12 protein-coding genes are annotated in these 13,431 nt (G+C 67.0%); 9 read left to right on the forward strand and 3 right to left on the reverse strand.

The window, feature by feature from the left end:
* The first annotated feature begins 294 nt into the window (after positions 1-294).
* Positions 295-1,266 (forward strand): MBL fold metallo-hydrolase, encoded by a 972-nt coding sequence (locus tag O0K41_RS08800; protein WP_164222095.1) that lies wholly within the window; start codon positions 295-297, stop codon positions 1,264-1,266.
* 72 nt (positions 1,267-1,338) lie between these two features.
* Here the strand turns inward: O0K41_RS08800 and yihA are convergent, their stop codons facing one another.
* Positions 1,339-1,941 (reverse strand): ribosome biogenesis GTP-binding protein YihA/YsxC, encoded by a 603-nt coding sequence (gene yihA, locus O0K41_RS08805; protein WP_005411022.1) that lies wholly within the window; start codon positions 1,939-1,941, stop codon positions 1,339-1,341.
* A gap of 156 nt (positions 1,942-2,097) precedes the next feature.
* Here yihA and O0K41_RS08810 point away from each other — a divergent pair, with 156 nt between their 5' ends.
* From O0K41_RS08810 to O0K41_RS08825, 4 genes are all read left to right on the forward strand, one after another.
* The gene (locus O0K41_RS08810; protein ID WP_308304487.1) at positions 2,098-2,898 is read left to right on the forward strand and encodes a c-type cytochrome; all 801 of its coding nucleotides are present in this window, start codon (positions 2,098-2,100) and stop codon (positions 2,896-2,898) included.
* A 106-nt stretch (positions 2,899-3,004) separates the two neighbouring features.
* Positions 3,005-3,655 (forward strand): thiol:disulfide interchange protein DsbA/DsbL, encoded by a 651-nt coding sequence (locus O0K41_RS08815; protein WP_005411024.1) that lies wholly within the window; start codon positions 3,005-3,007, stop codon positions 3,653-3,655.
* Positions 3,656-3,761: 106 nt separating this feature from the next.
* Positions 3,762-4,598 (forward strand): thiol:disulfide interchange protein DsbA/DsbL, encoded by an 837-nt coding sequence (locus tag O0K41_RS08820; protein ID WP_005414471.1) that lies wholly within the window; start codon positions 3,762-3,764, stop codon positions 4,596-4,598.
* 53 nt (positions 4,599-4,651) lie between these two features.
* Positions 4,652-5,389: an endonuclease/exonuclease/phosphatase family protein gene (locus tag O0K41_RS08825; protein ID WP_021202520.1), complete on the forward strand. Its 738-nt coding sequence runs from the start codon at positions 4,652-4,654 to the stop codon at positions 5,387-5,389.
* Positions 5,390-5,500: 111 nt separating this feature from the next.
* On the opposite strand, the gene O0K41_RS08830 is transcribed toward O0K41_RS08825, so the two are convergent.
* Positions 5,501-6,370 (reverse strand): EamA family transporter, encoded by an 870-nt coding sequence (locus tag O0K41_RS08830; protein ID WP_012481254.1) that lies wholly within the window; start codon positions 6,368-6,370, stop codon positions 5,501-5,503.
* 72 nt (positions 6,371-6,442) lie between these two features.
* Between O0K41_RS08830 and O0K41_RS08835 the strand changes: the two genes are divergently transcribed.
* The 4 genes from O0K41_RS08835 to O0K41_RS08850 all read left to right on the forward strand — a co-directional run bounded on the left by O0K41_RS08835 (position 6,443) and on the right by O0K41_RS08850 (position 10,450).
* Entirely contained in the window at positions 6,443-6,925 is a 483-nt protein-coding gene (locus O0K41_RS08835) for an Lrp/AsnC family transcriptional regulator (protein ID WP_005411028.1), read from the forward strand.
* Positions 6,926-6,934: 9 nt separating this feature from the next.
* Positions 6,935-7,486, forward strand: a complete 552-nt coding sequence (locus O0K41_RS08840; RefSeq protein ID WP_043034019.1) for a M23 family metallopeptidase — start codon at positions 6,935-6,937, stop codon at positions 7,484-7,486.
* Between the two features lie 171 nt (positions 7,487-7,657).
* Positions 7,658-9,817 carry a ferric-rhodotorulic acid/ferric-coprogen receptor FhuE gene (gene fhuE, locus O0K41_RS08845; RefSeq protein WP_108270537.1) on the forward strand — a complete coding sequence of 720 codons (2,160 nt, stop codon included), beginning with the start codon at positions 7,658-7,660 and terminating at the stop codon, positions 9,815-9,817.
* Between the two features lie 198 nt (positions 9,818-10,015).
* Positions 10,016-10,450 (forward strand): hypothetical protein, encoded by a 435-nt coding sequence (locus O0K41_RS08850; protein ID WP_234411856.1) that lies wholly within the window; start codon positions 10,016-10,018, stop codon positions 10,448-10,450.
* A gap of 44 nt (positions 10,451-10,494) precedes the next feature.
* On the opposite strand, the gene O0K41_RS08855 is transcribed toward O0K41_RS08850, so the two are convergent.
* Positions 10,495-13,356: a TonB-dependent receptor gene (locus O0K41_RS08855; protein WP_164222093.1), complete on the reverse strand. Its 2,862-nt coding sequence runs from the start codon at positions 13,354-13,356 to the stop codon at positions 10,495-10,497.
* Positions 13,357-13,431 lie beyond the last annotated feature (75 nt).

Raw genomic sequence — 13,431 nt, forward strand, 5'->3', positions numbered from 1 at the left:
GGGCGGGGGGGGGGGGGGGGTGGGGGGGGTGGGGCGGGGGCAGGTCGGCCGCGGCCAAGCCCCCATGGACGGGTTTACGGCGTCTCCCGCAACCGGACCCACCCCGCCATCCAACAGGAAACCAGCTTTTGCTTCGGCCGTTGCCGTTGCCATTGCCTCTGCGGGTGCAGGGCGCAGCCCTGCAGACAACACCCCTTCCCTGAGCATTCCGCGTAGTGGTTTGAGCGCCGCGCACACGTCGGCCACGGCACGCTATGCAGCAACGGAATCGTCCGTCGTCCACCGAGAACCGCCATGACCCTGCGTCACCTGCCGCTGCACGGCGCCCTGCTGTTGGCCCTGTCTTCCCTGCCACTGGCCGCGTTGGCCGAAGCCACCTCGCCCGCCCCCACCCAGCAGGTGCCCGGCGTCTACCACCAGCGCGTCGGTGCGCTGCAGGTCACCGCCCTGTTCGACGGCGTGGTCGCGCTGGGTCGGCAGGAAGTGGTGGACGTGCCGCCGACGCTGGTCAGCCGCCTGCTGGAAGGCCGTTACGTGCCGGAAGACAAGAAGGGCCTGCAGACCGCGATCAATGCGTTCCTGATCCGCCAGGGCAACCACCTGACCCTGGTCGACACCGGCACCGCGCAGTGCTTCGGCCCCGGCCTGGGCCAGGTGCTGGGCAATCTGCGCGCCTCCGGCGTGGACCCGGCCGAGGTGGATGAGGTGCTGCTGACCCACGCCCATCCGGACCACCTGTGCGGCGTACTCGACGCGCAGGGCAAGCCGGCCTATCCCAATGCCACGGTGTGGCTGTCCAAGGCGGATGCCGATTACTGGCTCAACCCGGCCAGCGAGGCCACCGCGCCGACGGGCGTGCGCTTCGCCTTCCCGCTGGCACGCAATGCGGTCGCGCCATACCAGGCCAGCGGCCACCTGCGCACCTTCAGCCCCGGCGACGCCCTGCCCGGCGGCGCGGTGGCGATGGACACCCATGGCCATACGCCCGGCCATGTCTCTTACCGGCTCGACAGCCAGGGCCAGTCACTGCTGGTATGGGGTGATGTGCTGCACTTCCATGCGGTGCAGTTCGCGCACCCGGAGGCGGCATTCGAGGCCGATTCGGACCGCACAGCGGCCATCGCCAGCCGTCGCGGGCTGCTGCAGCAGGCCACCGCCAACGGCTGGTGGGTAGCCGGTGCGCACCTGCCCTTCCCCGGCCTGGGCCATGTGCGTGGCGAGGGCAAGGCCTATGCGTGGGTGCCGGCGGAGTATTCGCCGTTGTGAGGGTGTGCCGACCAAGGCCGGCACCCACCGATCGGGTAGCGCCCGGCTGCCAGCCGGGCGACCGGAAATACCTTATTCCAGCCCCAGCCAGCCGCCGATCACGCCGCGGGCTTCGTCCACGCCGGTACGGTCTTCGCCGGAGAACACCTGCACGCTGACGCTGTCGCCGTAGGCCGATTGCAGTTCCTTGCGCACCTTCTGCAGGGACTGCATCTGCTGGCTGCGGCTGAGCTTGTCGGCCTTGGTCAGCAGGGCGTGCGCCGGCAGGCCGCGCTGCACGGCGTAGGACAGCATCTGCCGGTCGTAGTCCTTCAGCGGATGGCGGATGTCCATCACCACCACCAGCCCCTTCAGGGCTTCGCGGGTGCGGAAATATTTGTCGATGAAGGCCTGCCAGTGCGCCTGCAGGTCCAGCGGCACCTTTGCATAGCCATAACCTGGCAGGTCGACCAGATGCGCTTCCGGGGTGACCTGGAAGAACACCAGCTGCTGGGTACGGCCAGGGGTCTTGGAGACACGGGCCAGGGCGTTCTGGCGGGTCAGCGCGTTGAGCGCACTGGACTTGCCGGCGTTGGAGCGGCCGGCGAAGGCCACTTCGGCCCCTTCGTCGGGCGGCAGCTGCCGCACGTTGTGGGCCGAAAGGTGGTAACGGGCGCGTTCGATGAGCAATGACATGTGCCTAGGATCGCATGTTGCGGCGCCGCGCGCCCGTGCCGGCGGCCTCTGCGGGCATTTTGCTGCACTGCTGCGTTGACCGTGCGCGGAAACGGCGTTGATAATCCGGGCGATGCCGGCGGCCACCGCCCGGCCCGGTCCATACGGAGCTTCAGCATGCGCCACGCTCGCGTTCTTGCCGTATCCGCCCTTGCCACTGCTGTAGTCGTTGCCGCTGCTGCGTTCGCGCAGACCACGTTGACCCCGCTGCCCGACAACGGGCCGATCAACACCGCCTCGCTGGAGGTGGATTTCAGCAAGACCCACTGGGGCGATGCCAAGGCCGGCCAGACCAAGGCCTCGGCCTGCGCGGCCTGCCATGGCGCCGACGGCAATTCCACGGTGGAGATGTACCCGTCCATCGCCGGCCAGAGCGAACGCTACGTCGCCCAGCAGATGGCCCTGATCGCCAATGGGCAGCGCAGTTCCGGCGCGCCGGTGGCGATGGTGCCATTCGTACAGAACCTCACCCCGCAGGACATGCGCGACATCGGCGCGTTCTTCGCCACGCAGAAGGCCACCGCCGGCATCGCCGATGACACGGCAGTCACCGACGGCCCGTACAAGGGCATGAAGTTCTACGAGATCGGCCAGCAGCTGTACCGTGGCGGCGACGCCAAGCGCGGCCTGCCGGCCTGCATGGCGTGCCACGGCCCCAGCGGTGCCGGTAATCCGGGTCCGGCCTATCCGCACATCGGTGGTCAGCACGCCAGCTATGTCGCGCGCCGCCTGCAGGAATACCAGGCCGGCCAGACCAACGAGACCGACAAGGCCCACTTCCAGATCATGGCGACAGTCGCGCAGAAGCTGAGCGAGCAGGAGGTGCAGGCGCTGTCGAGCTACCTGCAGGGCCTGCACAACAAGGCCGACGATGTGGCCACTGCCCCCCCGTCGGCGCAACCGGCTGCCGCCCCCTGACCACCACTGGTCGGCCCGGGCCGCCACCACGGCCCGCGCCTGCGGTATGTTTCCTTCACGCCGGCGACCGCGCCGGCGTTGCTTTTTTCAACGGAGATGCGTGTCGATGAGGTTGATTTCCCGCCTGCTGTTGTCCGTGCTGGTGCTGCTGCCGCTGGCAGCCTGCGCCGCTACCCCCGCCAATGCCCCGCTGGTCGAGGGCAAAGACTACGAGCGCATCGCCCAGCCGGGCCCGTTCCAGCCGCTGGCCGGCAAGATCGAGGTGGTCGAGGTCTTCGGCTACACCTGCCCGCATTGCGCCCACTTCGAACCGCAGCTGGAAGCCTGGGCGGCCAAGCTGCCGGCCGACGTGCGCTTCACCCCGGTCCCGGCTGCCTTCGGTGGCGCCTGGGATGCCTGGGCACTGGCCTACTACGCCGCCGACGAGGTCGGCGTGGCCAAGCGCAGCCACGCTGCCGTGTTCAAGGCCCTGCACGAGCAGGGATCGCTGCCGATGCAGAACGTCTCGGCCGATGAGCTCGCCACCTTCTACAAGGCGTATGGCGTGACCCCGGACCGTTACCTGCAGGCCCTGCGCGGCGACGCCGTACAGAAGAAGGTCGATGCCGCGCGCGCGTTCGCCCAGCGCACCAGGATCCCGGGGACCCCGGCGCTGATCATCAACGGCCAGTACCTGGTGCGTGGCAACAGCTTCGACGACCAGCTGCGCATCGCCTCGGCGCTGATCGCCCAGGCCCGCGCTGCCCGCGGCCGCTGAACCAACACCCACCACCGACACGGCGCCGTCGCCGCCGCATGTCATCATTTCCCTCTGGCCGGCGCTTGGCGCCGGCCCCACCATTCCAGATGCTGGAGACGTTTCCATGAAGATCCGTTACGCCCTCGCCCTCGCAGCGCTGCTGCCGATCCTGGCTGCCTGCAAGGCTGATGATGGCAGCACCAACACCACCGCGGCCCCGGCCGAACCGGCTGCAGCCCCGGCAGCCACCACCGAACCGGCTGCTGCGCCGGCGGCGGGCAGCGAAGGCGCCGCGCCGGCTGCCGCTGAAGGCGAGAAGGCCCCGGCCGAAGCGGCTCCGGCCACCGCACCGGCCCCGACCACCGCCGCACTGACCGGCCCGGCCCCGGTGGAAGGTGCCGACTACCAGGTGATCCCGAACGGCCAGCCGTTCCAGCCGGCCACCGGCAAGATCGAAGTGACCGAGATCTTCGGCTACGTCTGCCCGGCCTGCGCCGCATTCCAGCCGCTGGTCGGCCCGTGGAAGGCCGGCCTGCCGAGCGACGTGAACTTCGTCTACGTGCCGGCCATGTTCGGCGGCACCTGGGATGACTACGCCCGTGCCTTCTACGCCGCGCAGACCCTGGGCGTGCAGGAGAAGACCCACGAAGCGCTGTACGCCGCCATCCACTCGCAGAAGACCCTGAAGGGCGAGCGCGGCCGTGATTCGGTGGAAGACATCGCCAAGTTCTACGGTGCCTACGGCGTGGATCCGAAGCAGTTCGCCGCCACCATGGGCAGCTTCGCAGTGAATGCCAAGACCAACTCGGCCAAGCAGTTCGCGCAGCGCAGCCAGATCAGCGGCACCCCGTCGATCATCGTCAACGGCAAGTACCTGGTGAAGGGCAAGAGCTTCCCGGACATGCTGCGCATCGCCGACCACCTGATCGCCCGCGAACGCGGTGCGGCCCAGGCTCACTGATCCAAGAGAAGCGTTTCCCGGCCGTGAATTCCCCCCGTACACGGACCCTGCGCTTGCTGACGGCCAACATCCAGGCCGGCTCAAGTACCCGCCGCTACAGCGACTATGTGACCCGCAGCTGGTCACATGCGCTGCCGGCGGGTCGCAAGCGCAGCAGCCTTGACGCAATCGCCACCCTGGCGCGCGACCATGACATCGTCGGCCTGCAGGAGGCCGACCCGGGCAGCCTGCGCTCGGGCTTCACCAACCAGACCCACTATTTGGCCCAGCGCGCCGGCTTCAATTACTGGAGCCACCAGCCGAACCGGCGCATGGGTGGGGTCGCCTCCAGCGCCAACGGCCTGTTGAGCAAGCTGGAACCGGTTGAAGTGCAGGATCACGCCCTGCCCGGCCGCATCGGCGGGCGCGGCGTGCTGCTGGCCAAGTTCGGCGACGGCACCGATGGCCTGGCGGTGGCAGTGGCGCATCTGTCGCTGGGCGCGGGATCGCGGATGTCGCAGCTGGGCTTCATCGCCGAGCTGCTGTCCGACCACCCGAACGCGGTGTTGATGGGTGACTTCAACTGCCTGGCCGAACGCCCGGAAATGCAGGTGCTGTACCAGAAGACCCGGCTGCAGCCCCCGGGCTGCATCGTGCCAACCTTCCCCAGCTGGCGCCCGGACCGCGCCATCGACCACATCCTGGTCAGCAGCGGCCTGCAGACCCGCACCGTGGAAGCCGTACCGGCCGCGTTCTCCGATCACCTCGCCCTGGCGATGCAGATCGACGTCCCGGCCGACGCCCTGCGCTGACTCGCCGTTACGGTAGGTGCGGACCGTTGGTCCGCACGCTCTGCGCCGGGCGCCGCCCCGCGCCCTCTAAATCGGGGCATAAACGACTTAATCCCCTCCGTCCCCTTTTTTTCAGGCGGTGACGGGTGCCTTCAACCGCCGCGCGGTCATCGTGCTGCCCACCGAGGCCAACACCGTGCAGCCGATCGCCAGCCACTGCAGCCCGTGCAGATGCTCGTGCAGCAACAGCATCGCCCACAGCGCGGCCACCGCCGGCTCCATGCTGATCAGGATGCCAAAGGTCTCCTTCGGCAGGCGCTTGAGCGCCATCATTTCCAGCGACATCGGGATCGCGCTGGACACCAGTGCCACCAGCAGGCCCGCCGCCAGGATCTTCGGGTCGAGCAGCGCGGCACCGGCATGCACCACGCCCACCGGTACGACCACCAGAGACGCCGCCAGCAGCCCCAGCGAGACCGAGTGCCCGGCATGCAGATGACCGGCACGCTTGCCGAACACGATGTACAGGCCCCAGCAGGCCGCAGCGCCCATCGCGTACAGCACGCCGGCCGGGTCCAGCGCGGGGCCACCGCCGATCGGCAGGAGCAACAGCAGCCCCACCGCCGCGCAGCCTACCCAGAGGAAATCGATCGGGCGTCGTGATGACAGCATCGCCACCGTCAGCGGCCCGGTGAACTCGATGGCCACCGCGATGCCGAAGGGAATCGTGCGCAGGGCCATGTAGAACAGCAGGTTCATCAGCCCCAGGGTGAGCCCGTAGCGCAGGATGGTGATCGCATCCACGCGGCTGGTCTTCCAGCGCCATGGTCGCCAGAACAGCAGCAGCAACAGCGCTGAAAAGCCCACGCGCAGCGCGCTGGTGCCCTGCGCACCGATCAGCGGGAACAGGTGTTTTGCGTAGGAAGTGCCGATGGCCAGCGAGGTGACCGAGCCGAGCACCGCCAGCGCCGGCAACATCGGCGCAAGTCGTGAGGTCTGCATGCGCAAAGTCTATTGCGTCGGCGTCGAGCACTTGGCTCAATTGACAGCCTGTTCGTGCAACTTCTGCTCGCCATGGCCATCGCTCCCGTGCTCGACAGTTTCGACCGCGCCATCCTCGACCTCCTGCAGCGGGACAACACCCTGCCGCAGCGCGAAATCGCCGAGTCCGTGCACCTGTCCACCCCGGCCGTGCAACGGCGCATCAAGCGCCTGCAGGACAGTGGCGTGATCGCGGCCAACGTGGCGGTGGTCGCCGCAGCCAAGATCGGTCGGCCGCTGACCATCATCGTCGAGGTGCGCGTGGTCAGCGAGCAGCGCGACCGCGTGGCGCCGTTCAGGCGCCGCGTGCAGGACGACCCTGCGGTGCAGCAGTGCTACTCCATCACCGGCGATGGCGATTTCCTGCTGCTGCTTTCGGCGGCGTCGATGGAAGAGTACGAGGCCATCACCGAGCGGTTGTTCGGCGGCGATGACAACATCGAGCGCTTCCGCACCTCGGTGGCACTGGGCACGTTGAAGCGGAGTTTCGAGGTCCCGCTGACACCGGTTCTGTAGCGTCGAGCCATGAATACACCGTCCTCCCACGCCCACCGCCTTCGCCGCTGGTTGCTGCGTGGCCTGTGGCTGGCCATTGCGCTCGTCGCGGCGATGACGCTGTGGAACAGCCCATGGGCGGTCGCACCGAAGATGCTGTGGGCGCTCTCGCGGATGCCGCCGGCAACGCAACTACCGGTGCCGGTGGACGGCGTGCGGCCACGCCAAATCGCCGATACCTTCGGCGCGCCACGTGGCCGTGACCGCTCCCACGCCGGCATCGACATCTTCGCTAAACGCGGCACCCCAGTGCGCAGCGCCACGGCCGGTGTCGTCGCGGATGTCAGCGAACGCGGGCTCGGCGGGCGTCAGGTCTGGGTGATCGGGCCCGGGCGCGAACGCTACTACTACGCGCATCTGGAGGACTGGGCCGACGGCCTGGCACGCGGCCAGGTGGTGCAACCCGGCGATCTGCTCGGCCATGTCGGCGACAGCGGCAACGCCAAGGGCACGCCGCCGCACCTGCACTGGGGCGTCTACGGCACCGACGGCGCGCGAAACCCGCTGCCATTGCTGCGCTGACTGCCACTGCACACCCGCAGACCGATCTGTTCATGATTTGTAAATAGGAATAGTTCGTATTACCATTTCTTTCGTTTCCGGTGGTGCCAGGACGGCCTGCCCGTCCGTTTCCCACCCGTAGCGCCTCGCCTCTGGATGCCGGCCGAGCGCGCGTGCTCGTCCAGGACCCCCATGACCCGTTCCGTCTTCCGTACGCCGCAGCCACAACGGCTGTCCGTTGCCGTGCTCGCCGTTCTCTGCGCCGTGGCCCCGGCCGCCTTCGCCGAAACCGCCGCCGATCCGACCAACCTCGACAAGGTGGTGGTGAAGGGTGAACGCGCCGAAGGCTATTCGGTGCGCCGCACCTCGGCCGGTACCCGCTTCGACCTGGCCCCGCGCGAGATCCCGCAGTCGATCAGCATCATCAGCCACCAGCGCATCGAAGATCAGAACCTGGACGACATCATCGACGTGCTGGCCAACACCACCGGCGTGACCAGCACCCAGTCCGACAGCGAACGCACCGAGTTCTACGCGCGCGGTTTCTACATCGATGCCTACCAGTTCGATGGCCTGCCGACGCAGATGGTGCAGAACTGGAGCTACGGTGATTCCGGCCTGGACCTGGCGCTGTACGACCGCGTGGAAGTGGTGCGTGGTGCCACCGGCCTGCTCAGTGGTGCCGGCAATCCGTCCGCGTCGGTGAACCTGATCCGCAAGCATGCCGACAGCGCCGAACTGAACGGCAGCGTCTCGGTGAACGTCGGTAGCTGGGGCCGCACCCGCACCACCGTGGACGTGGGCAGTGCGCTGAACGCCAGCGGCACCGTGCGCGGCCGCGTGATCGGCAGCTACCTGGACACCGACGGCCAGATGGATCGCTACAACCAGCGCAAGACGCTGGGCTATGCGGTCATCGACGCCGACCTGACCCCGGACACCCAGCTGAGCGTGGGCTACGACTACCAGCAGAAGCGCGCCAACGGCGCGACCTGGGGCGGCTTCCCGATGCTGTACTCCGATGGCTCGCGCACCGGCTATGACGAATCGTTCAACGCCAGCCCGAACTGGACCTACTGGGACACCACCAGCAAGCGCGCGTTCGCCACCCTGCAGCACGCCTTCAGCAATGGCTGGAAGTTCAAGGTCGGTGCCACGCACGATGAGACCAAGGCCGACGACAAGCTGTTCTACCCGGCATACAACGACTGGACCACGGGCGCATCGAACTTCGACAGAACCAACGGCACGGGCATCTCGCCTTCCGCGGGTTTCTACAACACCGAGCGCAAGGTCACCGGTGTTGATGGCTATATTGACGGTCCGTTCCAGCTGTTCGGCCGCGAGCACCAGTTCATGGCCGGACTGAGCTACAACAAGCGCGACTATGCCAACTACGGCGACTACCAGGTCGGTGGCGCCGGCAAGACCTGGGACCCGTTCACCAGCTACCTGCACTGGACCGGCAACATCAGCGAGCCGAACTGGAACCCGCTGGCACTGGCCAGCCAGGGCACCATCACCCAGAAGGCCGGTTACGCCGCCGCACGCCTGTCACTGGCCGATCCGTTGAAGCTGATCATCGGCGCCCGCTACACCGACTGGAAGAGCGAAGGCGAGAACGACGACCGCGAACACAAGGTGACCACCCCGTACGCCGGCCTGGTGTATGACATCAACGACACCTACTCCGCGTACGCCAGCTACACTGAGATCTTCCAGCCGCAGACCGCCCGCGACCGCAACGACCGTTATCTCGACCCGGTCGACGGCAAGAGCTACGAGGTGGGCGTCAAGGGGGCTTGGTTCGACAACCGCCTGAATGCCTCGCTGGCGGTGTTCCGCATCGAGCAGGACAACGTCGCCCAGGTCACCAGCGAGCCGATCATCGGCCGCCCGGGTGAGTTCGCCTCGATCGCCGCACGCGGCACCGTCAGCCGTGGCTTCGAGTTCGAGGTGAACGGCGAACTGGCACCGGGCTGGAATGCCACCTTCGGCGCCTCGCGCTACGTGGCCAAGGACATCAACGACGCCGACATCAACACCAACCTGCCGCAGACCGCCCTGAAGCTTTTCACCAGCTACACCCCGCAGTCGCTGCAGGAACTGACCGTCGGTGGCGGTGCCAACTGGCAGAACCGCATCTACTACGCGGTGCCTGCCTACGGCCGCATCGAGCAGAGTGGCTATGCACTGGTCAGCGCCTTCGTGCGCTACCGCATCTCGCCGGAGTTCAGCGTGCAGGCCAACCTCAACAACCTGCTGGACAAGAAGTACCTGTCGCAGATCAACGGCTACGGTGCGTACGGCGATGGCCGCAACGGCTCGCTGACGTTCACCTGGTCGTTCTGATCCAACCGGCTTTGTAGCGTCGAGCCATGCCCGACTCGGCCACAGAGGGCAGTCGAGCACGGCTCGACTCTACAACGGGGGCGCTCAGCGCCCTCGTTGCGGCGGCGCCCCGGCAGGTGTAGCGTCGCGGACACGGTGGCCTAACTTCGACCCGTGCCATACGGACACCTTGCGCCTCCCCTTCAAGGACGACCGGCCATGCGCACCCGCACGAAACTCGGTCTCTCGCTCATGGCCCTGTTCTCGTCGCTACCGCTGATGATCGGCACCGGCAACGGCTACTTCATCCTGCTTCTGCTGATCGGCCTGCCCGCCGCCATCCTGTCCTGGTTCGATCTGGGCCGTGAACTGCGTGCCATCCCCAGCCCCACCCGTACCGAGCGAGCGCTCGGCCTGGCAATGGGCGTTCCGCAGGTGCTGTTCGGGCTGTTGTGTGCGGTCATCGGCCTGCTGTTGGTTGTCTGGATCCTTTACAACCTGCTGATCGAGCACCAATCGCAGTTTCGCATCCCGTCACTGCCCGCCTTCGCGGCTGGGCCGATGATGATCGTGGTCGGGCTGGGTTGGGCGCGCACAGCCTTCCGCCGCGCGGCCCTTGAGCAGGACGCCCCGAAACAGGACATTCCGGATTGATCCCTGATGACCGGTGCCGGGACATGCCCGGCACCGGTCCCTCATCAGAACCGCAGATCCGCGCGCAGGTACCAGTAGCGGCCACGCGGGATGTCGTAGGTCGAAGCGTCGTAGCCGTTCAACGAGCACGACAGGCAGATCGGCGGATCCTTGTCGAACACGTTGTTCAGGCCGGCGGTCAGCTGCACCCCCTTCATCCAGTCGATCTTGTAGCCCACCTGCATGTCGTGGAAGGTGGTGGCCGACAGCGTGTTGGTGCCCGCTGCCTGGTTGCTGCACACCGGGAAGGCCGCGGCATCGCCACAGTTCTCGGTCAGCTCGGAGACGTGCCGCACCGTCCAGTTGGCGCTCCAGCGGTCCATCGTCCAGCCGATGCTGGCATTGCTGGTCCACTCCGGAATCGAGCTGTCGGCCACTTCCACGCCCGGCTTCTGCGGCTGCTTCTGCCCGGCCGCGCCGGTGGCCTCGTAACGGCCGACGAAGGTGTTCTTCCACGCCAGCTTGAACTGGCCGATGGAGGTCTGCGGCAGGGTCCAGAACAGATCCACGTCCCAGCCGTCGGTCTTGATCGACCCCAGGTTGGTCAGGCGGTTGTTGAAGCTGCTGACCGCACCGGTGCTGGCACGGGTGATGCCATCGCAGTAGACCGGGTCCAGCGTATCCACGCACAGGTCCAGCTGGGTCTGCGCGTTGATCGCTTGGATCGCACCATCGATGGCGTGGCGGTAGAAGGTCACTTCCACATCGAAGCGCTCCGACCACGACGCATTGTTGCCGAACCACGGGCTCCACACGAAGCCGGCGCTGAAGCTGCGCGAGCGTTCCGGCTCCAGCTCGCGGTTGCCGCCGGTGGTCACCGAGATCTGCGAGTTGGCCTGCTGGAAGCCGGCCGGCACGCCCAGCGCGGCACAGTTGGCGGCGCTGCCACGCGGCGGAGTGCCGCCCAGACCCACCGAGCACGGGTCGAACAGCTGCAGGTCGGCACGCGCCGCCGAGCCGTACAGTTCACCGATCGACGGTGCGCGGAAGCCCTCGGCGTAGGTGGTGCGCAGCACGAAGTCATCGGTCACCTGCCAGCGCAGGCCGTACTTGGGCGTGAATTCACCACCAAAGGTGGAGTAGTCCGAATAGCGGCCGGCCAGGCTCAGGTCCAGCTTCTTGCCGAACGAGGAATCGGCGAAGATCGGCACGCTCAACTCCAGGTAGGCCTCGTTGACGTCGTAGGAACCGGAGGTCGGCTGCGACGGTACGCCGTTGTAGTGGCCGATCACCGTCAGCGGATCGGGCTGGTAGGAGCCCTTGTACTTGCGGTACTCGAAGCCGGTGGCGAACGATACCGGACCGGCCGGCAGCGAGAACAGCTCGCTGGACAGGTTGGCGGTGAACAGGCTCAGTTCGTTCTGGCTGCGGTCGCGCACCACCGGCTGGATCCACTTCAGCATGTCCGGGGTGATCGAACCGACGCCGCCGAAGATGTTCAGCGGCACGCAGCCCGGCGTGGCCGCACAGACGGACGGATCGCCCAGCGCCATGTTCACCTTGTAGATGTCATAGCTGCCGTAGTTGGTCTGTTCGGCCTTGTTCTTGCTGTACATGCCGTTGACGTCCCAGTACCAGCTGCGGTCGGCGGCATGGAAGTCACCGACCAGGCCGGTGGCGAAGTAGGTGGTGTCCACTTTCTGCTTGAACACGCGCGCACCGCCTTCCACCGGGCGACGACCGATCAGGCTCATGTTGTCGCCGGAAACGAGATCGAAGCCGAACGGGTTGTACGGGTTCAGGCGCGAGACCACGATGTTGTCGGCCAGCGGATTGCCGGTGGCACCATCGGGCCCGAAGAACAGCGGCTCCGGGCCGGCCTGGTTGGTCGACTCACGACGGTTGCCCAGTGCCTTGACGTACCACTGCACGTTGTCGGTGATGTCGAAGCGGAACTGACCGAACAGGCCTTTGCGCTCCGACGGCGTCAGCACCATGTTGTATTCGGCGAAGTTGAAGCGGTCGGCGGTGGTGAAGCAGTGGTAGTCATCCGTGCGGCTGCAGCCGGCGCTGCCGTCGTAGCGCGGATTGCTCACGCCGGTATTGGGCACGATGTTCTGCACCGCACCGGTGTTCGGGTCGGTGAACATGAAACGGCCCTGCGGAATGCCACCGCTGCCGAACGCCAGGCCGGTGCCGGGAATCGGGAAGCGCGACTGCTCGCGGTCCTTGGCGAATACCGGATCCTGCTTGGTCCAGCTGGCGCCCAGGAACAGGCTGAAGCGGTCGCCACTCTTGCCCCAGGCCAGGTCCACGCCCTTCTGCGTGCCGTCGCCCTTGCTGTACTCGCCGTAGTTCAGCGTCACCTGCCCACCATCAAAGTCACGGCGGGTGATGATGTTGACCACGCCGGCAATGGCATCGGAGCCGTACAGCGACGACGCGCCATCTTCCAGCACCTCGATGCGCTCGACGATGGCCAGCGGAATGGTATTGAGATCGGTAGCCGAGCCGACGCCGGAGGCGGACGACTCATTGACCCAGCGGATGCCATCGACCAGCACCAGCACGCGCTTGGCCCCCAGGTGGCGCAGATCGACCTGCGCCGAGCCGGCACCCACGCCACTGCCATCGGGCGGGAAACCGAAGTTGCCGGACGAGTTGAACTTGGCGTTGAGCGCCGAACCGGAACCGGTGAGCTGCTGCAGCACTTCGCCGATCGAGGTCAGGCCGGTGCGTTCGATGTCACCGCGCGTCAATGTCTGGATCGGCACCTGGCCTTCGACTTCAGCGCGCTTGATGCGGGTACCGGTCACTTCCACCGCATCGAGGTTGGTGGTGGATTGCGCAGCGGCACCCAACGGTGCCAGGGCCGTCACGCACAGCGCAACGGCAACCGCCAACGGGCGGTGATGCAGGTGAATCATTCGCTCTCTCTCCAAAGGAATGTCGGGACTTGGACTGCCGCGCTCCCCCCTGCATGGCGGCAGCGTCTCCTTTGT

It is taken from the genome of Stenotrophomonas sp. Sm2128 (assembly GCF_030985535.1).
Lineage (GTDB): Bacteria > Pseudomonadota > Gammaproteobacteria > Xanthomonadales > Xanthomonadaceae > Stenotrophomonas > Stenotrophomonas maltophilia.